General features: G+C 40.1%; 9 protein-coding genes and 1 pseudogene. 8 read left to right on the top strand and 2 right to left on the bottom strand.

Features of this window, described 5'->3' with window-relative positions:
* Positions 1 to 409 precede the first annotated feature (409 nt).
* Both GEZ84_RS07790 and yaaA read left to right on the top strand, forming a co-directional pair.
* Positions 410 to 7513, top strand: coding sequence for an SIALI-17 repeat-containing surface protein (locus GEZ84_RS07790; protein WP_153224114.1), 7104 nt, complete (start codon positions 410 to 412; stop codon positions 7511 to 7513).
* Between the two features lie 262 nt (positions 7514 to 7775).
* Positions 7776 to 8504, top strand: a complete 729-nt coding sequence (yaaA, locus tag GEZ84_RS07785) for a peroxide stress protein YaaA (protein ID WP_153224113.1) — start codon at positions 7776 to 7778, stop codon at positions 8502 to 8504.
* A gap of 50 nt (positions 8505 to 8554) precedes the next feature.
* Here the strand turns inward: yaaA and GEZ84_RS07780 are convergent, their stop codons facing one another.
* Complete coding sequence (locus GEZ84_RS07780; RefSeq protein ID WP_153224112.1) at positions 8555 to 10039, bottom strand: M protein trans-acting positive regulator PRD domain-containing protein; 1485 nt, start codon at positions 10037 to 10039, stop codon at positions 8555 to 8557.
* 371 nt (positions 10040 to 10410) lie between these two features.
* Between GEZ84_RS07780 and GEZ84_RS07775 the strand changes: the two genes are divergently transcribed.
* Both GEZ84_RS07775 and GEZ84_RS07770 read left to right on the top strand, forming a co-directional pair.
* Positions 10411 to 15180, top strand: a complete 4770-nt coding sequence (locus tag GEZ84_RS07775; protein ID WP_153224111.1) for a G5 domain-containing protein — start codon at positions 10411 to 10413, stop codon at positions 15178 to 15180.
* Positions 15123 to 19175 (top strand): annotated as a pseudogene (locus GEZ84_RS07770) (LPXTG cell wall anchor domain-containing protein); the annotation flags it as partial. The gene GEZ84_RS07775 and the pseudogene GEZ84_RS07770, both read left to right, overlap by 58 nt.
* Before the next feature lie 237 nt (positions 19176 to 19412).
* On the opposite strand, the gene GEZ84_RS07765 reads toward GEZ84_RS07770, so the two are convergent.
* Entirely contained in the window at positions 19413 to 19961 is a 549-nt protein-coding gene (locus GEZ84_RS07765) for an NADPH-dependent FMN reductase (protein ID WP_153224109.1), read from the bottom strand.
* Positions 19962 to 20351: 390 nt separating this feature from the next.
* Here GEZ84_RS07765 and GEZ84_RS07760 point away from each other — a divergent pair, with 390 nt between their 5' ends.
* The 4 genes from GEZ84_RS07760 to asnS all read left to right on the top strand — a co-directional run bounded on the left by GEZ84_RS07760 (position 20352) and on the right by asnS (position 24759).
* Positions 20352 to 21548 (top strand): MFS transporter, encoded by a 1197-nt coding sequence (locus GEZ84_RS07760; protein WP_153224108.1) that lies wholly within the window; start codon positions 20352 to 20354, stop codon positions 21546 to 21548.
* A 187-nt stretch (positions 21549 to 21735) separates the two neighbouring features.
* Positions 21736 to 22224 carry a DUF5590 domain-containing protein gene (locus GEZ84_RS07755; protein ID WP_319946437.1) on the top strand — a complete coding sequence of 163 codons (489 nt, stop codon included), beginning with the start codon at positions 21736 to 21738 and terminating at the stop codon, positions 22222 to 22224.
* The gene (locus GEZ84_RS07750; protein ID WP_153224107.1) at positions 22221 to 23399 is read left to right on the top strand and encodes a pyridoxal phosphate-dependent aminotransferase; all 1179 of its coding nucleotides are present in this window, start codon (positions 22221 to 22223) and stop codon (positions 23397 to 23399) included. The genes GEZ84_RS07755 and GEZ84_RS07750 overlap by 4 nt, the downstream gene beginning before the upstream one ends.
* Before the next feature lie 16 nt (positions 23400 to 23415).
* Positions 23416 to 24759 (top strand): asparagine--tRNA ligase, encoded by a 1344-nt coding sequence (gene asnS, locus GEZ84_RS07745; RefSeq protein WP_153224106.1) that lies wholly within the window; start codon positions 23416 to 23418, stop codon positions 24757 to 24759.
* Positions 24760 to 24790: the final 31 nt, after the last annotated feature.

The following is a 24790-nucleotide window of genomic DNA, read 5'->3' as shown; positions in this document are numbered from 1 at the left end:
CAGTGATTTCGGTCTTGAGAATCATCAAGCTGAAAGAAACACTGTGTGGTTTTTGAATAGTTGATAGTTTATACCCAATGAAAATCAAAGAGCAAACTAGAAAGCTAGTCGCAGGTTGCTCAAAATACTGTTTTAAGGTTGCAGATGGAAGCTGATGCGGTTTGAAGAGATTTTAGAAGAGTGTTAGGACTAGATTCTTTACCAATTGTTAAGATTCTCGTTATAGGATACTTACTCCCTCTTTTTTGTTATATTAAACTCACAAAAAAGATTGCAATTTCTTGCTCATTTTGATATATTTAATATATACAAAAAACAAACTTGATGCTTAGTTGTGTACCCAGAAGGAGGTTATTTTTCTAAAAAGTAAACGCTTACTTAGCATCGAGGGAAAGAAAAGAGGATTTTAATGAAGAAAAGACTTTTCGATAAACGTTGCCATTATAGCATTCGTAAATTTGCTATAGGTGCGGCATCTGTGATGATTGGGGCTAGTATATTTGGCTTGTCAGCTGTACAAGCTGAGGACTTGTCTGCATCCAATACTCAAACAGAAGGAATAACGATTCATCAAGCCCAACCTTTAGATAAGCTTCCTGATGATGTGGCAGCTGCTATAGCAAAGGCTGATGGGAATGGTGGACGTGAGTTCGTAAAACCAAAAGTTGAGACAACAGAAAACAATGAAAGTAAGGATACAGAGTCTGCTAAACCTGTTAATGAAGGTAAACATGAATTGGTTAGTCCTAAAGTTGAAACTCCAAATAAGGTAGGAGAAGAAAACGAAGCTGAAGAGACAAATCCAAAGACTGTGAAAGATGGTCCGAAGTCTACAGCAGATGAAACAGATGTAAAAGAGGATACTAAGAAAATTTCAGAAAAGGATCAGGTAAAATCGACTGCAGATCTCAAAACTTCGTCTGAAAAAACGCAAGCGCTTTCTAAAGACTTAAGTGAAGCGGATGTTGAAAAAGAGAAGCAGCTATTATTAGATAGAAAACAAGACTTCAATAAAGATTGGTACTTTAAACTAAATGCTCAAGGCGATTTTTCAAAAAAAGATGTGGATGTTCATGATTGGTCTAAATTGAATCTTCCACACGATTGGAGTATTTATTTTGATTTCGACCACAAGTCTCCTGCTCGTAACGAAGGTGGACAGTTAAATGGTGGAACAGCTTGGTATCGTAAGACTTTCACATTAGATGAAAAAGACAAGAACAAGGATGTTCGTATCAATTTTGATGGTGTTTACATGGATTCTAAGGTTTATGTAAATGGTAAATTTGTAGGCCATTATCCAAGTGGTTACAATCATTTTTCATATGATATCACAGAATTTTTAAACAAGGATGGTAGTGAAAATTCCATTACTGTTCAAGTGACCAATAAGCAACCAAGTAGTCGTTGGTATTCAGGAAGTGGGATTTATCGTGATGTAACCCTTAGTTATCGTGATAAAGTCCATGTTGCGGAAAATGGGAATCACATTACAACGCCAAAATTAGCTGAACAAAAAGATAGCAATGTTGAAACACAAGTTCAAAGTAAGATTAAAAATACAGATAAAAAGGCTGCTAATGTCTTTGTGGAGCAACAAATTTTCACCAAGGAGGGTAAGCCTGTTTCAGAATTAGTTCGTTCTGCAACTAAGAGTTTGGCAGAAAATGAAACAGCACATTTTAATCAGAATATCTTGGTCAATCAGCCAACTCTTTGGACAACGAAAAGTTACCATCCTCAACTTTATGTTCTTAAAACAAAAGTCTATAAAGAAGGCCAATTAGTTGATGTAACAGAAGATACATTTGGTTACCGTTATTTCAACTGGACAGCTAAGGAAGGATTTTCTCTCAATGGTGAGAGAATGAAATTCCATGGGGTAAGTATTCACCATGATAACGGAGCTTTGGGTGCAGAAGAGAACTATAAGGCTACTTATCGTAAATTAAAACTTCTGAAAGATATGGGAGTGAACTCCATTCGTACAACCCACAACCCAGCGAGTCCTCAATTGCTAGATGCTGCGGCGAGTCTAGGACTTTTGGTTCAAGAGGAGGCTTTTGATACCTGGTATGGTGGCAAGAAGACTTACGACTATGGACGCTTCTTTGATCAAGATGCAACTCATCCAGAAGCTAAGAAGGGAGAGAAATGGTCTGATTTTGATCTCAGAACAATGGTAGAGCGTGATAAGAACAATCCGTCTATTGTGATGTGGTCTCTTGGAAATGAGGTAGAGGAAGCAAATGGTAGTCCTCGTTCTATTGAAACTGCTAAACGTTTGAAGGATGTTATTAAAGCGATTGATACCGAGCGTTATGTTACCATGGGTGAGAATAAATTTAGTCGTGCAGCAACAGGTGATTTCTTAAAAGTTGCAGAAATCATGGATGCTGTGGGTATGAATTATGGAGAGCGCAATTATGAAGCTGTTCGTAGAGCTCATCCAGACTGGCTCATCTATGGTTCTGAAACTTCTTCAGCTACTAGAACGCGTGATTCTTATTACAATCCTGCTCAAATCCTTGGACACGATAACCGTCCAAATCGTCACTATGAACAATCTGACTATGGTAATGACCGTGTTGGATGGGGAAGAACAGCTACTGAGTCATGGACTTTTGACCGTAATCATGCTGGTTATGCTGGTCAATTTATCTGGACAGGAATTGACTATATCGGTGAACCAACTCCATGGCATAACCGAGATAATACACCTGTAAAAAGTTCTTACTTTGGTATCATCGATACAGCTGGTTTGCCCAAGAATGATTTCTACCTTTACCGTAGTGAGTGGTATAGTGATAAAGAAAAACCAACTGTCCGAATTTTACCGCATTGGAACTGGACTGAAGAGACCCTTAAGGATCGCAAGATGCTGGTCGATGGAAAGGTTCCAGTTCGTACCTTCTCAAATGCAGCAAATGTTGAATTATTCTTAAACGGTCAGTCGCTTGGGAAAAAGGAATTTACTAAGAAAAGGACAGAAGATGGACGTCCATATCATGAGGGAGCTAAACCAAGTGAACTGTATCTTGAGTGGCTTGTAAAATACCAACCAGGCACACTGACTGCGATTGCTCGAGATGAAAATGGCAACGAAATTACGCGTGATAGTGTGACAACTGCAGGGGAACCAGCAAGAGTTCGTCTAACTAAAGAAGAGCATGTTATCACTGCAGATGGTAAAGATTTATCTTACATCCATTACGAAATTGTTGATAGCGACGGAAATGTTGTACCAACAGCGAATAATCTTGTTCATTTCAATCTGCATGGTCAGGGACAAATCGTTGGTGTAGATAATGGGGAACAAGCTAGTCGTGAGCGCTACAAAGCTCAAGCAGATGGAACATGGCAAAGACGTGCTTTCAATGGTAAAGGGGTTGTCATTGTAAAATCAACAGAAAAAGAAGGTAAATTTACTCTTTATGCAGATTCTGCTGGCTTGACATCTGATAGCGCAACAGTCGCAACTGTGTCTGGTAAGAAAGAAAACCGTCACTTTGTAGCCTTTGCTCCTGTAAAAGCAACAACTGACGTGACTACAAATCCTGAATTGCCTCAAACAGTAACAGCTATTTATAGCGATGGCAGTGTTGAGGAAAAAACTGTCACTTGGGAAGTGCCGTCTGACTTACTTACAAGTGCAGGTGAAAAGAAAGTATTTGGACGAGTGGAAGGTTTGGAAACCCAAGCTGAGGCACTTGTAAAAGTGGTTGCCTTAGATAAATGGTTGCCAAAAGTTGCTACAGTACCGGTTGGTACAAATGCGGCTGATTTGGATAAAACGGTCACAGCTGTTCTGACAGATGGTAGCTTAATTGATACAGAGGTTGTTTCTTGGACCTTGAAAGATCCTGCTGCTTTGACCAAGGAAGGGGGACGTACGGAGGCTACTGGTAAATTGGTAGATGACGACCGTGAAGTGACTGCAACCTTTATCGCAAGCAGCAAGGAAACAACAAGTAGCATTACAGGACTTACTGTTGGGGATAAAGCTCTTGAGAACTTCGAGTCTGGCAAGACTTATTATCGTGTATCTCTTCCTTACACTGGAACAATTCCAAGTGTTGGAGCACAGACTACAGGCTATCAGGTAACAGTTCAGCAAGCTTCTGCTGATAATGGATATCAGGCTTCTGTCTTCTTGAGTGACCAAAAGGGCGATTTAGTTCAAACTTACTTGATTCAATTCGTGAAGGAAGCACCTGCCTTGACCCGCTTGGAAGTAAACGTTGAAGGAAAAGAGAAGGCAACAGAAGACCAAGTTCTCCCTTATCATGTAATTGGGCATTATGAGGACGGTTCACAGACGGAATTTTCAGCGTCAGATGTCCACTTAGAAGCCAAGTCAGCTGATGGTGGTCATCTTGAGGTAAATGGACAGAACTTGTTACTCTATACTAAGGGTCGTGTTACTCTAACTCCTCGTATTGACAATCAAACAGAAAGAACGCAATCTGTCGCAACTGAATTGGTGATTAAAGAAAATAAAGTAGAGAAGAAAATTGTCAAACTTCGTCCAGTTTCTATCTCTACCGATATCAATCAGCAACCTAATTTACCTAGTCAAGTTGGAGCAGAATTTGATAAGGGTTTGCCTCGTAAGGTAGCTGTAACTTGGGACAAAGTAGCTGAAAAAGAATTGGGGCACTATCATAGCTTTACCATTAAAGGACATGTAGAAGGTACAGATATTGAGGCTCAAGCAACGGTGACGGTTGAAGGCTTGCAAGTTGCAGAGGAAATCAGCCTTACAGTACCTAAGGGTGAGTCGGTTCAATTGCCAGCTAATGTTCGTGCTTACCATTCTAATGGAACAACTATCTACAAAGATGTGGTTTGGGATCAGGTTCCAACCAACTTTAGTCAAACTGAAGGAGTCCATGAAATCAATGGTCGTTTAGTTGATAGTAATCTTACCACTAAAGCTCATGTTCGAGTGTCTAGTCAAGTTGTTGCTGGAAATAATATCTCTAAACAATGGACAGGCTCCCAATTGCCAGCTGCCATTGTATCAAATACAGGAGGAGATGATTCAGCTAATGCCTTGAACGACCTGACTGTGTCAAGAACGACAACAGGCGCTAAAAATAGATGGACTACTTGGAGAACAAATACTGATAATGACTGGGCTTCTATCTTGTTTGGTAATTCAGGAGACTTGACGAAACGTTTTGTCAACAATTTGTCGGTTGATTTTTATAGCGATAGAACAATTGGTCTTCCAAAAGAATACGTTATCGAATACTATGTAGGTCAGGAAGTTCCAGATCTTCCAAATGATGTCAATAATGCTCAACGAGATAGCAATCATCCATTTAATAATCCTGACAATTGGAAAGTAGTTGAAAACTTACATGCTCCAAGTCAGCTATCTGCAATTCAAACAAATCACTTTACATTTGATAAGGTAGAAACCTATGCTGTTCGTATACGCATGAAGAAAGCAGATGGAACAGCTGGTGTTGGTTTGACAGAGCTAACTGTCCTTGGAAACAAGGTCTTAAGCTCTACAAGTTCAGAGATTTCTATCCAAGTAGATGGTAAGGATCTTGAACACTTTAATCCATCTAAGACTGATTACTATATTCCTCAATCTAGCAAAGAAATCACTGCAACAGCTAGCAATAATGGTTTGGTAACAGTTGTGCCTGCAACAAGTCCAAAAGGCGCAACGCGTTTCATCTTGAAAGCAGAAGATGGTACGGTATTGAAAGAATATCGAATCTTCCGTAATGATGAGAGAGAAACTAGTCAACCTCTTGCTGCAGAAAATGGTGCTAAAATCTTGAATGTTGGTGATCAACTTCAATTGCCTGCTGAAGTGACAGTCTATTATCCTTCACAAGCTGGCTGGGTTAAGGCTAACCTTGCAGTTCAATGGGATGCCATTCCTGAACATGCGACAGAACAGGAGGGAAGTTTTGAAGTAACTGGTCATGTAATAGGTACAGATTTAAGCACCAAAATGCAAGTAACAGTTGTAGCTAAAGGTAACCAAGTTCTGTCAGAAAATCCAAGCAACAATGAAACGGATTCTAAAGCCTTTGCTTCGACAACGAATGATGTACAAGTAAATTCACATGATAGAATTTTCTACATCAATGATGGAAAATACATTGAGGACGGACGTTGGACAAACTGGTCTCGGACTCCGAAAAATCAAGAAACTTCTGTCGGACTACTCTTTAAGAAGGGCGGCAAAATTGCCTCCCAATCTATTGGAAAAGTAGCCATTCAATTCTTTAAAGATAGTGGAACAGATGCCCCAGAGAAAATGGTTCTAGAAAGATATATTGGTCCTGCCTTTACAGAACCAAGTACGATTTCTCGTTATGAAGAAAATGCCGACCATCCATTCAACAAGGCAGAAAATTGGGCACCAATTCCTTACAAAGCTTCTGGAGAAATCGTGGCTGGTAAGTCGATTGAATTTACATTTGATCCGATTCAGACAACAGCTATTCGAGCACGTTTGACTCGTAAATCTACAACTAATGGTCTAGCAGTAGTAGAGTTTAGTGCTTACTCTCCTGCTAAAGTAAGAGATGAAGAAACTCCTTCAGTGACTATTTCAGTTGCTGGAAAAGCATTGGAAAACTTTGATCCAAATGTGACAGATTATACTCTAACAACAATGGGTTCAAAACCAAAAGTCACTGCAACAACTAGTGGACATGGAGTAGTTACAGTTGTGGATCCAGGAAATACCAATCTTCCAACACTCGTTCGTCTTGTTTCTAAAGATGGAAATCTTATGAAAGAGTATCGTTTATACTTTAAGTCAGTCTTCCAAACAACACCAACAGAAGGCGTTAAGAACTTAGTAGCAGAAACTCTAAGCTTGGAAATTGAAAAGACTCCGCTTCCATTTAAAGAAGTTATTCGTGAAAATCCTGAACTTGCTCAAGGCCAACGTCGTGTTGTTTCTGAAGGACAAGATGGAGAAAAAGTTGACTATATTCAAGTTGTGGGAACTACTAGAACTATTGTTCATACTGAACAAAGAAAGGCTCAAGACCGCATTATCGAGGTAGGAGTGAAAGCATCTATTTCAAATAGCAAGGGCGAGGAGCCTGCGCTAGTCAATGAAGTCCCTGAATTCAAGGGAGGTACTAACTTTGTTGAAGGAGCAGTTAACGACATTTCAGAATACACAGGGAAACAATCAACTGTAGATAATCAGGTAGCACCAATCGCTGAGAAGCCTGACTTTAAAGACGGGGTAAATACAGGAGTGTCTCAAGATAGTAAACTTCCAGAGGATAAAGGTGATCCAGTAACAGTAGGAAATCAGGAAGTACCAGTTCGTGAGAAAACAGAGAATCCAGTACAGAACATAGCTAATAACCAGACTGCAGAAAGAAAGGCTTCAGCAGTCAAAGAAGATCAAAATAGCTTGCCAGAAACTGGTGAGAGAGAATCTGGTATAGCAATCTTCTTAGCAGGTGTTAGCTTGGCCTTGTCAGCAGCACTATTGGCTACAAAACGTAAAGAAGATTAGACTTTATCTCTAAAGCATTCTGATTTTTATAAATTGATCGAGGATTAAAAATTGAATCGGTGGATGAGGAGAGCTACTATGATATAGAACCTCAATTTGAGGAGAAATATAGTAGATCCTTGCATGATAAAGCGCATCGTATTAAGGTTTTCAACACCTGATATTATGCGTTTTTTCTGAGGTTTAAGACTTTTCCCCAGTCTCTTTTCAGATGAATTTCTTGGTAGTGGCTGAAAAATATGCTACACTATTAATATGTAATATGAAAATTTTAATCCCAACAGCAAAAGAAATGAACACAGACTTGCCGAGTATCGAAGCTGCTCCTTTAAAACCAGAAAGTCAGGCCGTGCTGGATGCCTTGGCCCTCTATTCTGCTAGTCAATTGGAGAGTTTTTACAAGGTATCAGCTGAAAAGGCGGCGGAAGAATTTCAACATATCCAAGCTTTGAAAAGGCAAACTGCTCAACACTACCCAGCCTTGAATCTATTTGATGGGCTTATGTACCGCCACATCAAGCGAGACAAATTGACCGAGGTAGAGCAAGCCTATCTTGAAAATCATGTCTTTATTACTTCGGCTTTGTACGGAGTTGTTCCAGCCTTGTCACCTATGGCACCTCACCGTTTGGACTTTTTGATGAAATTAAAGGTCGCTGGTAAGACTTTGAAGAGTCATTGGAAGGTAGCCTACGATGAGGCTATGAATGGTGAAGACCTAATTTTCTCCCTCTTGTCGTCAGAGTTTGAGACTGTATTTTCTAAGGAAATCAGAGAAAAGATGGTGACCTTCAAATTCATGGAGGACAAGGGTGGTCAGCTGAAGATTCACTCAACTATCTCCAAGAAAGCGCGTGGTGCCTTCCTGACAGCCCTGATCGAAAATCAAGTACAGACGGTGGAGGAAGCTCGTCGCTTAAGCTTTCCAGGATTTAACTACCGAGAAGATTTGTCACAGAAACAGGAATTGGTTTTTGTAAAGGAAGTATAGAAATCAGATAAGAGAAAAAGTCAGCAGAATCATGCTGACTTTTTTCTAGCTTATAAAGTATTGGATATATGAATCTCATTTGATAAAGTATTAAGATAATTGACCAAATCCATGATTGACAGATGATTTCGACAAATAAATTTCTTGGTAATTCCTGGAATATAGAAATTAGACACGATGATGTCATAATCTGTCTGATTTAAAATCTCAGGACTTGTTTCCAATTGGTCCCAAATATCGAAGGTAAAGCGATTATTACAGTAATAGGAAAGCATATCCATCAAGGTGAGGGATAGGGCATGGTCAAAGTTACTGATAATCAAAACCTTGATAGGTGGTCTATTGGCTAATAATTGAGTAGTGATATTTTCTGCATGGGTGAAGAGGGTGTAAATCAAGTGCTCTAATTGTTCAGGATAATCATGTTGCTCGATTGCTTGCCGATATTGAGTCAGTTCTTGTCTTGCACTTTCCATAAAGTCTGGGAAATAGACTTTGAACTTTTCTAGTGTCATTCCCTTTTGCTCAAATAAGAGTGGTGTTGAAAAGGTTTCCTGTCTTTCAAAATAAGCTGTATTGTGCAGGTGCCAAATAAGTTCATCATGATTAGCAAATTTAATATTAAATGCTTTAGATAATCGTTCCAAAATTTGGCTTAATAACTGATAAGAATAGCGAGATTCATCATTTTTATTTAGAGAATCAAAGAATTGCTGTGGATCTAGAAAAATATCATTTTGAAGAAAGGAAATGAAAATTTGGGCCACAATATCTGGAGTCATTTCCAGTCCAAATTGTTGAGAGAAGTATGCAAGCTTGTCCTCAAAATCTGGTAAATTCATTAAAACAGGATAGTAGTCTTGGTAAAAATGATTCGGTAAATCAATGAAATGTCCATTTTTTACTCGATGAATACTAATTGCGAGCATCAGCTTATACATTCTATAGATTGCAAATCGCATTGGGTAATTTGTGGATTTATAGAAGTAGTCAGCGAACTCTGTTATGACTTCTTCAGAAATATCTGGGAAAGGCCAGTCTAGAAAATAGTACCGCTCTGAAAAGTATTGGGCATAAAAATAGCGAATATCGATTTCATTTCCATTCAGGGATGTTGGAGTAAAAGACAGTTCAATTTGGAATTGTTTCGAGAGAATGGTGGTGATTCGATTTCCTAAGCGATAAAGATTGGCATTACTAGAATGCAGTTTTTCTACAGTTCGGTAAATAGGCAATCCTTCGTTAAAAAACATATATTCTAATAACTGAAAAGATTGGGAATGACTGAGGAAATAAATATATATATCTTCTATACTTGCTGCTGTATCTAGATTTAGCATAATGCCATTGATAGAAGATTGAATTTTGAAGGTTGGGAATGCTGTTCGTAGTTCGTTTAAGTCATTTTTCAGGATACGCTCGGTGCATTCTAAAGTTTGTGCTAACTCGTTTAGACGTATCCAATCTCGTTTCTGAATGAGTATTTCAAGTAGTCGCAATTGTCGTTGTTCTTTTGTAGATAATAGAGATCTCATAGGGTTCTATCCTCCTAAGCTCATTATATCATAGTCTATAATAAAAATGCTAATATTAATATTGTTAAGGTGGATAATAATCCGATTTGATCTTAAAACAATATTTATGAATCGAATATAGGAGGGCAATTAAATGTTAATGGAATACTTGTATTGATTTTGCGATTACATTTTTACCTCTATATTATTTTTCTGTACCATTTGTACCAAAATATGAGAATCATTTTTTTGTCAGTAAATTCACTTTGATTAGAACAATTTAAATGAATCTTGAGGGAAAAAATACTATATATTAATTTGTAAAATTATATTGAATTATATAAAAAATAGATGTAAATTGTATAGTATAAAATTATATTGAGGTAAAGAATATGAAACAGGCACAGAGAAAATCATTTGATTGGTATAAAATGCAACAACGTTTCTCCATTCGTAAGTATCACTTTGGTGCGGCTAGTGTCTTGCTCGGGACAGCCTTAGTCCTAGGAGCAGGAGCCAAGGCACAAACAGTACAAGCAAATGAACATTATGCAGAAGTTACTAACAGTGTTTCTGTTGATAAGATAGCAGAAACTACTAAACCAGCAGAAGTTTCTACAGCTAAGAAAGAAACTACCTACGCAGCTCCAACTGTTGTTCATCCAGTAGAGGTGACTCCAGCTAAATCTGAAGCTGTTAAGGCAACTGTAGAAAAGGTTGAAGAGCCTAAAGTGGAAAAAGAGGAAGTTTCTCATCAAAGTGCGATTGATAAATCAAAATTGTTAACGGCTCTTTCGCGTGCAAAAAAATTAGAAGCAAAATTATATACAGAAGCTAGTGCTGCCAACTTGAAAGCAAGTATCCAAGCTGGTCAAAGTTTGCTTGGTAAAGCAGATGCAACTGAAGCTGAATTATCAGCAGCAGAGTCATCTATTCAATCATCTGTCATTGGACTGGAACTCCGTTCTAACTCCGATAAAGGAACTGTATCAGAAATTCCTGTAGCGAAGAAAGCTGACGCAGTAGAAGCCAAAGAAGAAGCTAAACCAGCTGCAACAACGACTGATCGTTCAGTTCTTGATAGCGCTGTTTTGCCAACTAGCAGAGCTGCTATAGTTGAAGCGTTTTCAGCTCCAAAAACAACTAATGAAATTTTGAAACCAGGTTTGAGCCTTTCTGATGCTCGCCAAAATCCAGCTATTCGTAAGGAAGACTTGGAGAAGGGGCATAGTGGTTTTAGAGCAGCTAGCAATCCAGCCAACCCAATTGTCTCAGGTTCTGGAAATACAGTTGCATTTGCAGATATTAGTCAAGCTGGTCGTAGTTATAGTTTCCGCGGCTATGGGAACGCACGTGGTGGTCATTCAATTCATTACGATGTAACAACAGTACGTCAAGGTAATAGATTGAATTTCACAATTCAATATTCTGGTCCAGGTGAATTTGTTAATAATAACTTTATTTTAGATAAAGGGGATGGATTTGGCAATCCTTCAAATGCAACTATTATCACTCCAAGATTAAGAGAGCAATCAAAACCTATTAGCCAGGGTGCTAACTTCGTATCTCACTCAGGATATACTATGACCTCTGCTACTGAAACAAGTATGCAACAGACAATCAGATTCAGTTTGCCAATCAACAATCCAAATGGTGATTTGTCTGTCCGTTTGAAACCTGTTACTTTTAACGTGGACCAAGGTGGTGGCGGAGCCGCTACTAGCAATGATCCATACAGTAACTCTAACTATTATTATAGAGCAAACCCACTATACTTGGATGCCAATCCAAATGGTGGTTCTAGTAACAAGTCTGTTACAGAAGACATTGATTTCCAAACTGTCTATCTTCCAACAAGTAAGTTGCCAGAAGGCCAAACTAGATTAGTCAGAGAAGGTGAAAAAGGACAACGTCAAATTACCTATAAAGTCCATCGATTTGGTAACGAAACAATTCTAGGATTGCCAATTAGTAATAGTGTCACTAAAGAAGCTAAGCCACGTATTCTGCAAATTGGTGTTGCTAAAGAGCTAATCGATACAGTAAAACCACGTGTTGATCAAAATAAAGTCGGTGATACAAATAATCTTACTTTCTATCTTGATAACGATGGCAACGGTGTTTATACTGAGGGTGTAGACGAACTTGTTCAAAAAATTGCTATTAAAGATGGAGCCCAAGGTACTAAAGGTGAAAAAGGAGACCGAGGCGAACGTGGTCTGACTGGAGCCCAAGGTGCTAAAGGTGAAAAAGGAGACCGAGGCGAACGCGGTTTAACTGGAGCCCAAGGTACTAAAGGTGAAAAAGGAGACCGAGGCGAACGTGGTCTGACTGGAGCTCAAGGTGCTAAAGGTGAAAAAGGAGACCGAGGCGAACGCGGTCTAACTGGAGCCCAAGGTGCCAAAGGTGAAAAAGGAGACCGAGGTGAACACGGTCTAACCGGAGCCCAAGGTCAGGCAGGTCGTGACGGTGTAACTCCAACTGTAACCGTTAAAGATAATAAAGATGACGGCACTCATACTATCACGATTAACGACGGTAGAGGTAATGTTACAAGTACTGTTGTAAGAGATGGTTTCGATGGCGCAAGTCCATTAGTTGCGACTCAACGAAATGAAGCTGATAAAACAACAACTGTTATCTTCTATTATGACCAAAATGACAACAACGAATTCGATGCAGGCGATACAAAACTAAAAGAAGTTGTTATTACAGATGGTGCCAAAGGTGAGAAAGGTGACCGAGGCGAACGTGGTCTCACTGGAGCCCAAGGTGCTAAAGGTGAAAAAGGGGACCGAGGCGAACGTGGTCTCACTGGAGCCCAAGGTGCCAAAGGTGAAAAAGGGGACCAAGGCGAACGCGGTCTAACAGGAGCCCAAGGTCAGGCAGGTCGTGACGGTGTAACTCCAACCGTAACCGTTAAAGATAATAAAGATGACGGTACTCACACTATTATTATTAACGACGGTAGAGGTAATGTTACAAATACTATTGTAAGAGATGGTCTCGATGGAGAGAGTCCATTAGTTGCTACTCAAAGAAATGAAGCAGATAAGACAACAACTGTTATCTTTTATTACGATAAAAATGGAAACAACGAATTAGATGCTTCTGATAAGAAATTAAAAGAAGTCGTTATTGCAGATGGTGTCAAAGGTGAACGTGGAGACCGTGGTGAAACAGGAGCAGCGGGGCGTGACGGAAAAACTCCAAAAATCACAACTGCTCGTGGAGCAGACGGCCGTAGTACTGATATTACATTTACTATTCCTGGTGAAGAACCTGTAACTGTTAATGTAAAAGACGGAAAAGATGGACGTACACCAACTATTGACTTAAATGCCTTAGCAGAAGCAGCAGTAAGACTGAATAATCAAAGAAGCGGAAGAGTAAGAAGAGCATTAGCAGACGCCCCATCTACAGCACCACAACCAGTAGAGGGTACTCGTATTACAGCATACTATGATAACAATGGTAACGGTAAATACGATCCAGGTGTGGATGAATTAATTGGTACAAGTGATATCTTGAATGGTACAAATGGACGTAATGGTGCAGATGGAGCTTCTGGTACAGATGGTCGTAATGGTGCTGAATTATTAAGTGGACCTAAAGCACCAACAGCAAATGATGGTAAAGATGGTGATACTTATATCGATGCTACTACAGGAGATGTTTACAAAAAAGAAGGCAGAAACTGGAACCAAATTGGCAACATCAGAGGACCTCAAGGATTACCAGGTCCAAAAGGTGACAAGGGAGAAAATGGTCGTGATGGCTTCACACCAGAAGTAACAGTGATAGACAACCATGATGGCACACATACCATCACCATCACGCAACCAGAAGGTCGCCCAGCCCTTACAACAACCGTTAAAAACGGTGAAAATGGCCAAACACCGAAAGTTAAGGCAGAACGTGATGAAGCCAAGAAACAAACTACTCTAACCTTCTACATTGACAAAGATGGCGATGGAAACTATACAGAAGGCACAGATACGCTCGTTCAAACATCAATTGTCAAAGATGGACAAGACGGAGCAGCTGGACAAGCAGGACGTGATGGTAAAGAAGTTCTAAATGGCAAAGTAGATCCAACACCAAGAGACGGAAAAGATGGAGACAGCTTCGTTAATACTGCTACAGGAGATGTCTTCGTTAAGAAGAACAATACTTGGGAACAAGCAGGCAACATCAAAGGTCCAAAAGGTGACAAGGGAGAAAATGGTCGTGATGGCTTCACACCAGAAGTAACAGTGACAGACAACCATGATGGCACACACACCATTACTATCACGCAACCAGAAGGTCGCCCAGCTGTCACAACAATCGTTAAAAACGGAGTAGACGGCCAAACACCAAAAGTCAAAGCTGTTCGTGATGAAGCTAAAAAACAAACTACTCTAACCTTCTACATCGATAAAGATGGCGATGGAAACTATACAGAAGGCACAGATACGCTCGTTCAAACCTCTATTGTGAAAGATGGCCAAGATGGAGCAGCAGGTCAAGCAGGACGTGATGGTAAAGAAGTATTAAACGGAACAGTAGATCCAACACCAAGAGACGGAAAAGATGGCGATAGCTTCGTTAATACTGTCACAGGAGATGTCTTCGTTAAGAAGAATAATGCCTGGGAACCAGCAGGCAATATTAAAGGTCCAAAAGGTGATAAGGGAGAAAATGGTCGAGACGGCTTCACACCAGAAGTAACAGTGACAGACAACCATGATGGCACACATACCATCACCATCACGCAACCAGAAGGTCGCCCAGCCCTTACAACAACCGTTAAAAACGGGGAAAATGGCCAAACACCGAAAGTTAAGGCAGAACGTGATGAAGCCAAGAAACAAACCACTCTAACCTTCTACATCGATAAAGATGGCGATGGAAACTATACAGAAGGCACAGATACGCTCGTTCAAACATCAATTGTCAAAGATGGACAAGACGGAGCAGCTGGACAAGCAGGACGTGATGGTAAAGAAGTTCTAAATGGCAAAGTAGATCCACAACCAAGAGACGGCAAAGATGGAGACAGCTTCGTTAATACTGCCACAGGAGATGTCTTCGTTAAGAAGAACAATACTTGGGAAACATCAAAGGTCCTAAAGGTGACAAGGGGGAAAACGGTCGTGATGGCTTCACACCAGAAGTAACAGTGACAGACAACCATGATGGTAGTCATACGATTACCATTACGCAACCAGAAGGTCGCCCAGCCCTTACAACAATCGTTAAAAACGGAGTAGACGGCCAAACACCAAAAGTCAAAGCAGAACGTGATGAAGCCAAGAAACAAACTACTCTAACCTTCTACATTGACAAAGATGGTGATGGAAACTATACAGAAGGCACAGATACGCTCGTTCAAACATCAATTGTCAAAGACGGCCAAGATGGAGCAGCAGGTCAAGCAGGACGTGATGGTAAAGAAGTATTAAACGGAAAAGTAGATCCACAACCAAGAGACGGCAAAGATGGAGACAGCTTCGTTAATACTGCCACAGGAGATGTCTTCGTTAAGAAGAACAATACTTGGGAACAAGCAGGCAACATCAAAGGTCCTAAGGGTGACAAGGGCGAAAATGGTCGAGACGGCTTCACACCAGAAGTAAGTGTTACAGACAATCATGATGGTAGTCATACGATTACAGTTACACAACCAGAAGGACGTCCAGCTCTTACAACAATCGTTAAAAATGGAGAAAATGGACAAACACCAAAAGTTAAAGCAGAACGTGATGAAGCTAAAAAACAAACTACTCTAACCTTCTACATTGACAAAGATGGCGATGGAAACTATACAGAAGGCACAGATACGCTCATTCAAACATCAATTGTCAAAGACGGAGCAGCAGGTCAAGCAGGACGTGATGGTAAAGAAGTATTAAACGGAACAGTAGATCCAACACCAAGAGACGGAAAAGATGGAGACAGCTTCGTTAATACTGCCACAGGAGATGTCTTCGTCAAGAAGAACAATACTTGGGAACAAGCAGGCAACATCAAAGGTTCTAAAGGTGACAAGGGTGAGAACGGTGAAGTCGGACCACAAGGACCGAAAGGTGAAGATGGAAAAACTCCTGAAGTAACTGTAACACCAGGAAAAGATGGACATAGTTCTGACATTACATTCACTGTTCCAGGAAAAACTCCGGTAACAGTAAATGTTAAAAATGGCGAAAATGGTCTAAATGGGAAAACTCCAAAAGTTGATCTACTACGTGTTGAGGGACAAAATGGTAACCCATCTCATACAATCGTTACATTCTACACTGATGAGAATGGCGATGGAAAATATACTGTGGGAACTGATGAACTTCTAGGATCAGAAATGATTAAAGATGGAGCTAAAGGTGCTGACGGACGTGATGGTAAGTCATTGCTCACTGTTAAAGAAGGTAAAGAAACAAAGGTTTATCAAGAAGATCCAGCTCATCCGGGTCAACCATTAACTCCTGACAGACCTCTTGCAGTAATTAGAGATGGGGTAGACGGAAAATCACCAACTGTAACTGCTGCTCGTAAGGAAGAAGTTGATCATAAGGGAGTAGAGATTACTGTTGATAATCACGATGGTTCACAACCGACTACAGTATTTGTTCATGATGGAGCTAAAGGTGAAACTGGAGCGAATGGTCAAAATGGACAAACACCTACAGTTACAACTCAACGTGGAGCAGATGGACATAGTACAATCATTACATTTACGACTCCAGAAAAAGATCCGGTATCGTTTACTGTAAGAGATGGTCTAGATGGACATAATGGTAACAATGGACGAACTCCTAAAATTGATTTACAACCATATATTAATGGAGAAGATTCCTTTAGAAGAGCTAGAAGAAGTGTAGGAAATAACCCGGATGAAGTATCAGGACATCCTAATTCTAGAGCAACATCTTCTGATAACGCAGATGGTACTCATGTTACAGTTTATTTTGATAATAATGGAAATAATCATTACGATCCGGGAGTAGATGAGTTAATCAGTGAACGTGATGTATTGAACGGAGTTAATGGAGAAAATGGTGCTAGTGGTAGAGACGGACGTAATGGATCTGAACTTTTAAGTGGAAATATTGCACCAACTCCAAAAGATGGAAAAAATGGAGATACTTATATTGATAGCTCAACAGGAAATGTCTATAAAAAACAAAACGGAGCATGGAATAAGACTGGCAATATAAGAGGACCACAAGGAGCAAAAGGAGACACACCAGAAGTTACAGCTAAACCAGGTGCAGATGGACATAGTACAGACATTACAATTACAACACCAGGAAAAGATCCTGTTACCGTAAATGTAAAAAATGGTAAAGATGGAAAATCTCTAATTGCTAAAAAAGAAGGTAATGAAACTAAAATTTTTGCGGAAGATCCAGAACATCCAGGTCAACCATTGGATTCTACAAAACCACTTGCGACAGTTCTTGATGGACTAAAAGGTGAAAAAGGTGATAATGGAGCAGATGGTAAATCACCAGTTGTCACAATGACAGATAATGGAGATGGAACACACTCTATTACCGTTCGAAATGGAGATGGCTCTGAATCAACTACTAAAGTTAAAGATGGTAAGGATGGTAAAACAGCTACTATCACAACAACAGAAAATCCAGATGGAAGCCATACAATTACTGTAACAAATCCAGATGGAACTTCTAAAGAAACAGTTGTTAAAAACGGTAAAGACGGCAAGACTCCAAAAGTTGAAGTAACAGATAATAACGATGGAACTCACACTGTTAAAGTGACAGATGGAGAAGGTAATATTACAAATGCTATTATCAAAGATGGTAAAGATGGTAAAGCTGCTTCAGCTACAACAAGAGAAAATCCAGACGGAAGTCACACAGTAACAATTACTAACCCAGATGGAACTAAGAATGAATTTGTTGTGAAAAATGGACGTGACGGTGTTGACGGACGTACTCCAACCGCATCAGTTCGTGATAATGGAGACGGAAGTCATACAATCGTTATTACAAATCCAGAAGGTGTGACAACTGAAACCACAGTTCGTGACGGTAAATCACCAACTGCTAAGGTTGTGGATAACGGAGATGGCACTCACACTATCACAGTTGTGAACTCAGACGGTACAACTACAACAACTACAGTTCGTGATGGTAAAGAACCAAAACTTGAAGTTATTGATAACAACAATGGTTCACACACTATTAAGGTGACAGGAACTGATGGTAAAGAAACGACAACTACAATCTTTGATGGTAAATCACCAAAAGCGAACATCGTTGATAACGGAGACGGAACTCACACATTAACAATCGTAGATTCTGATGGTCGTGAGTACAAATCTATTATCAAAGATGGTAAAGACGGTAAAGATGGCGTTTCACCAACTGTAACTGTTAAAAATAATAACGACGGAACTCACGTTGTTATAATTACTAATCCAGATGGAAGTAAGACAGAAATGGTGATTAAAGACGGTAAAGATGGTAAATCACCAAAAGTTTCTGTTGAAGATAATGGAAATGGTAGTCATACAATCACAATCATCAATTCTGACGGAACTGTGACAAAAACAGTTGTTAAAGACGGTAAAGATGGTCGCGATGGACGTGATGGCAAAGACGGTAAAGACGGCAAAGATGGTAAATGTGGATGCCAAGACAAACCAGTAACACCATCAAATGACAAACCAGTTCCTCCAACACCTAATGTGCTAGAAGGACCAACGTTTGCAATGCCAGAACCACCAGTTTACGAATTGCCAGAATTCAACGGTAGTGTGCCAGGAATGCCAGAAGTTCATGAATTGCCAGAATTCAACGGTGGTGTGCCGGGAATGCCAGAAGTCAATGAACTTTCTAATCCAGAAGTTCCAGGGATGCCAACACCTCCAGTACAAGAAATTCCAGAATTTAATGACGGAGTACCTGGTATGCCAGAAGTAAATGACAAACCAACTTCAAATATTCCTGAAGTTCCAACACAATCAAATCCAAATGTACCAGTTCAACCGGTAACACCATTAACTTCTAACCCAGTAGTATCAACTACAGTTAAAGAAAATCATGGGGACAAATTACCAGAAACTGGAAGCCAATCTGATTATATCTCTGTTCTTCTAGGTAGCGGTATTCTATTGAGTCTATATGTAGGACGAAGAAAAGAAGATTAATCAGCCAAAAGCAGTCACTAATTTCTCGAAAGAAGATGATAAGTGATAGATATCGAATGAAAGAATATTCTTAGAATGATTTTCCTATAATGGAAAAGACTGCTAAAAACCTTGAGTGGTAACGCTCAAGGTTTTTTTTGGATGGCTGATGTTTGTCTGAAAATCTTGATTGAGTCTAAAAAAGCCACCCTATTAGGTGGCGATAATTGATTTAGACTTCTTAAAATTCTCTATTTTTTACTGAATTGCTGCGACCAAGTCTTGAGCTTGTTTTTCAAGTGAGTTTAGAACTGTTTCTTCGAGAACCAATTTTCCGTCTGCCCAAGCAGAGTCGTTAACACGTGCAGCAGTGAAATCACCAACGACTTGTGTACGGATAAATGGCAAGAGGTCTTTATAGATAGAGAAAAGTTGATCGTGACCTGCATTGGCTACAGATGATACGGTGACAAACTTGTCTTGAAGGGCAGAAGCGCCACGTGTATCAGACAAGTCAAGGGCGCGAGATAGCCAGTCAAGCAAGTTTTTCACTGTACCAGGGATAGAGAAGTTGTAGACTGGAGAGAAAATCCAGATGGCATCTGCAGCCAGAACTGCTTCACGAGCAGCCGCTACAGCTGGATGAGTTGGAACTTCCAAATCTTGGCTAAAGAGAGGAAGGGCTGAATAATCAAGGTAGCTAACTTCCGCTTTACCAGCAAGTGTTTTCTCAGCTTCAAGAGCCATTTGGTGGTTGAAAGAACCTTGGCGTAGTGATCCGACGATAAATAATACTTTTTTAGACATGATGTGTCTCCTTTTTCTTAAATTTCCGAGAAGCCCCTCGTTGTTATAATGTATATTACAACAAAAGAAAAGGACTTGCAAGAAATCTGCTCAGAGTTTATTTTAAAATTATAAAATTGTAGAAACTTTAGTTACTTGCGACTGGAATGTATTTGATTTTAGATGAGTATTCCTATATTCTCTTGTAATATGATGACATAAGTGCTAAAATAAACAAGAAAACTAGCAATAAAAACCGCAGAACAGCTATTTTCCGGTATTATTTCATAAATCATTAAAGGAACAATAATGGCATTGAAGAATGCTTCTAAAAGGGGTGGAGATCATGTAAGGCAAAGATTAACAAGTGACGGACAAAAGAAATAATAATACACTTGTTAAGGAGAAAAGATGTTAATAAGAAATTATCGGAAAAATATTGGCCTGATGGCTGGAGTTGAGTTTTTTGCATTTCTAGGGATTACCAGTTTTTGGATTCTCTTTCTCAGTCAAAACGGCATGTCTCTTTGGCAGATTGGACTTCTGGAGAGTATTTTTCATACTACCAGTCTTCTCTGTGAAATTCCATCTGGAATGTTGGCTGATCGTTATTCCTATAAGACCAACCTTTATTTAAGTCGTATAGCAGGGATTGTGTCTTCTATTCTTATGTTGGCTGGGCAGGGAAATTTTTGGATTTATGCACTAGCAATGGCGATAAGTGCCTTGTCTTATAATTTTGATTCAGGAACAAGCGCAGCAATGGTCTATGACTCGGCTGTAGAGGCTGGACTAAAGGAGCGTTATCTATCCATTTCAAGTTTCATGTCAGGAGTAGCAGAAGGAACTCGGTCTTTGGGGACAGTGTTGGCGGGATTTTTTGTCCATGGTCAATTGCACCTGACCTACTATATCATGATTGCCACTTCTATCATAGTTCTTGTCTTGATTTGGATGCTGAAAGAACCCAGTGTCAAGCTAGAAAAAGCTGATAGTGTGACCATGAAACAGATTATTTGGACTGTTAAGGAAGAGTTGGAGCGAAATCCCATGCTCTTCAATTGGATGGTTTTGTCTCAGATTGTCGGAACACTCATGTGCATGTTTTATTTTTACTATCAAAATCAGTTACCAGATTTAAGTAGTTGGCAAATTTCAGCAGTTATGCTACTTGGTAGTCTCCTGAATATCCTTGCAGTCTATCTAGCGAGTAAGATTGGAAAGAGATATGCCGCCTTGAAGATTTTCCCTATTCTCGTCCTGCTGATTGGAGTTACCTACCTGCTGTCCTACTTTGGAACACCTCTAATCTATATTTTGATTTATTTGATTAGTAATGCTCTATATGCTCTTTTTCAGCCGATTTTTGACAATGATTTGCAAGAGCGCCTCCCAAGTGAAGTAAGGGCAACCATGCTGAGTGTCTACTCTATGATGTTTAGCCTAAGTATGATTGTGTTCTTCCCACTGACAGGATGGTTGATTGACCATTTAGGCTTTGTGATAACATTTCTTTATCTAGGATTCTTTTTAGTCTTGATTAGCCTTCTACTGCCTGTCTTTTTAGGAAAAATGGCTAAAAGAATAGATGATAAAATAATTCCATAGATTAAAAGAATTTTTGAAAACTTGAGTGCCAAAGCTCAAGTTTTTTAATACGTTGATTTCGCTTGTGTCTTTACTTTTTTTGCTCGGTTTTAACTAAGAAAAATCTGTTTACTTTGAAGGGAGAAATAAAATGTGATTGTTCTTGCATTCACTTGTAATAAAGCCCAATAGATGGTAAAATAGACGAGTGAAAAAAAGACAAAAAAAAGTAAAAAATAATCTACTGTGGCAGTATGGTCTAGGGATGACGATTTTGTTTGTGGTTATCAGTGCTTCCTTTCTGTATCTAGTGTTTCTGAGTATGAAACCCTATCAAACAGCTAAAAGTGAAGGAGAAAAATTAGCTCAGCAGTATGCAGGATTAGAGCAGACTGATCAGGTTGACTTATACAATGGCTTAGAATCCTATTACAGCGTTCTTGGTCGTAATAAAAAACAAGAATCACTTGCTGTCCTGATTGGAAAAGATGACCATAAGATTTACGTTTATCAGCTAAATCAGGGTGTTTCACAAGAAAAAGCAGAAGCTGTTTCTAAGGAAAAAGGAGCTGGCGAGATTGACAAGATTACCTTTGGCCGTTATCAAGATAAGCCAATTTGGGAAGTTAAGTCAGGATCTGATTTTTATCTAGTAGATTTTGAAACAGGAGCATTGGTCAATAAGGAGGGCCTATGAAACTATCCAACCGTGTTTTAGAAATGGAAGAAAGTGTGACCTTGGCTGCTGGAGCTCGTGCCAAAGCACTGAAGGCTGAGGGAAGAGATATCCTCTCTCTAACCTTGGGTGAGCCAGATTTCACCACTCCAAAAAATATCCAAGATGCCGCCATTGCATCAATTCAAGATGGGCGTGCTTCTTTTTATACAGTAACCTCAGGTCTGCCAGAACTCAAGGAGGCGGTCAATACCTATTTTGAGCGCTTTTACGGCTATTCTGTAGCGCCAAATCAAGTGACAGTCGCTGCGGGAGCCAAGTATTCTCTCTATACCTTCTTTATGGCTGTGGTCAATCCAGGTGATGAAGTTATCATCCCAACACCCTACTGGGTCAGCTATGGAGACCAGGTCAAGATGGCAGAGGGTATTCCAGTTTTTGTTCCTGCTAAGGAAGACAATCACTTTAAGGTAACTGTAGAGCAGTTAGAAGCAGCTCGCACAGACAAGACAAAGGTTTTGGTGCTGAATTCACCATCCAATCCGACAGGTATGATTTACACCCGTGAGGAACTCTTGGCAATCGGAAACTGGGTTGTAGAAAAGGATATTCTCATCCTAGCAGATGATATCTATGGGCGCTTGGTCTATAATGGTCATGAGTTCACACCGATTTCTAGCCTATCGGAAGCGATTCGCAAGCAAACAGTGGTTATCAATGGTGTGTCTAAAACTTATGCTATGACTGGTTGGCGTATTGGCTATGCCGTCGGAGAAGCAGATATTATCGCTGCCATGTCCAAGATTGCAGGTCAAACAACCTCTAATCCGTCAGCAGTAGCCCAGTATGCAGCAGTTGAGGCTCTATCAGGTGAGCAAGATACTGTAGAAAGCATGCGTCAGGCCTTTGAGGAACGACTCAATACCATCTATCCCCTACTTGCTGAGGTGCCTGGATTTGAAGTGGTCAAACCGCAAGGAGCCTTCTATCTCTTCCCAAATGTCAAAAAGGCCATGGAGATGAAAGGCTATACGGATGTGACAGAATTTACAACCGCTATCTTAGAAGAAGCTGAAGTAGCCTTGGTAACAGGAGCAGGATTCGGAGCGCCAGAAAATGTGCGCCTCAGCTATGCGACAGACCTAGACACGCTTAAAGAAGCAGTTAAACGCTTGAAAGCATTTATGGAAAAATAAAAGAAAAGGAAAAATAATGACAAAACGTGTAACGATTATTGATGTAAAAGACTATGTTGGTCAAGAAGTGACGATTGGCGCTTGGGTTGCCAACAAATCAGGAAAAGGGAAAATCGCCTTCTTGCAATTGCGTGATGGAACAGCCTTCTTCCAAGGTGTGGCTTTTAAACCAAACTTTGTAGAAAAATTTGGTGAAGAAGTGGGACTTGAGAAGTTTGATGTTATCAAACGCTTGAGCCAAGAAACGTCTGTCTATGTGACAGGTATTGTCAAAGAAGATGAACGTTCTAAGTTTGGCTATGAGTTGGATATTACAGACATCGAAGTGATCGGTGAATCTCAAGACTACCCAATCACACCAAAAGAACACGGAACAGACTTCTTGATGGACAACCGTCACTTGTGGCTACGCTCTCGTAAGCAAGTGGCTGTGATGCAAATCCGTAACGCTATCATCTATGCAACTTATGAGTTCTTTGACAAGAACGGCTTCATGAAATTTGATAGCCCAATTTTGTCAGGAAATGCTGCGGAAGATTCAACAGAACTCTTTGAAACTGACTATTTCGGAACACCAGCCTACTTGAGCCAATCAGGTCAGCTTTACTTGGAAGCAGGTGCTATGGCCCTTGGTCGTGTCTTTGACTTTGGTCCAGTATTCCGTGCTGAAAAATCAAAAACGCGCCGTCACTTGACTGAGTTCTGGATGATGGACGCAGAGTACTCATACTTGACACACGATGAGTCACTTGACTTGCAAGAAGCCTATGTAAAAGCTCTTCTTCAAGGTGTTCTTGACCGTGCGCCTCAAGCCTTGGAAACATTGGAACGTGATACAGAGCTCTTGAAACGCTACATTTCAGAGCCCTTCAAACGTATCACTTACGATCAAGCTATTGATCTCTTGCAAGATCATGAGAATGATGAAGACGCTGACTACGAACATCTTGAGCATGGAGACGACTTTGGTTCACCACACGAAACGTGGATTTCAAACCACTTTGGTGTACCAACATTTGTTATGAACTATCCAGCAGCCATCAAGGCCTTCTACATGAAACCAGTTCCTGGGAATCCAGAGCGCGTGCTTTGTGCAGACTTGCTTGCCCCAGAAGGATATGGAGAAATCATCGGTGGTTCGATGCGTGAGGAAGACTACGATGCCCTTGTTGCTAAGATGGATGAACTTGGCATGGATCGTACAGAGTATGAATTCTATCTTGACCTTCGTAAATATGGTACGGTACCACATGGAGGATTTGGTATCGGTATCGAACGTATGGTAACATTCGCAGCAGGAACAAAACACATCCGTGAAGCTATTCCATTCCCACGTATGTTACACCGTATTAAACCGTAAGAACAGGAAAACGCCCATGTGGCGTTTTTTC

Origin of the sequence: Streptococcus mitis, assembly GCF_009496155.1 — a bacterium.
GTDB lineage: Bacteria > Bacillota > Bacilli > Lactobacillales > Streptococcaceae > Streptococcus > Streptococcus mitis_BQ.
Note: the sequence above shows the minus strand (reverse complement) of the source record. Positions and strands in the feature narration are given on the sequence as shown.

Bases quoted from the DNA above. Each gene is read 5' to 3' on its own strand.
- GEZ84_RS07765 (WP_153224109.1), bottom strand. From the start codon at position 19,961: ATGTCTAAAAAAGTATTATTTATCGTCGGATCACTACGCCAAGGTTCT.
- GEZ84_RS07780 (WP_153224112.1), bottom strand. From the start codon at position 10,039: ATGAGATCTCTATTATCTACAAAAGAACAACGACAATTGCGACTACTT.
- yaaA (WP_153224113.1), top strand. From the start codon at position 7,776: ATGAAAATTTTAATCCCAACAGCAAAAGAAATGAACACAGACTTGCCG.
- GEZ84_RS07760 (WP_153224108.1), top strand. From the start codon at position 20,352: ATGTTAATAAGAAATTATCGGAAAAATATTGGCCTGATGGCTGGAGTT.
- GEZ84_RS07790 (WP_153224114.1), top strand. From the start codon at position 410: ATGAAGAAAAGACTTTTCGATAAACGTTGCCATTATAGCATTCGTAAA.
- asnS (WP_153224106.1), top strand. From the start codon at position 23,416: ATGACAAAACGTGTAACGATTATTGATGTAAAAGACTATGTTGGTCAA.
- GEZ84_RS07750 (WP_153224107.1), top strand. From the start codon at position 22,221: ATGAAACTATCCAACCGTGTTTTAGAAATGGAAGAAAGTGTGACCTTG.
- GEZ84_RS07775 (WP_153224111.1), top strand. From the start codon at position 10,411: ATGAAACAGGCACAGAGAAAATCATTTGATTGGTATAAAATGCAACAA.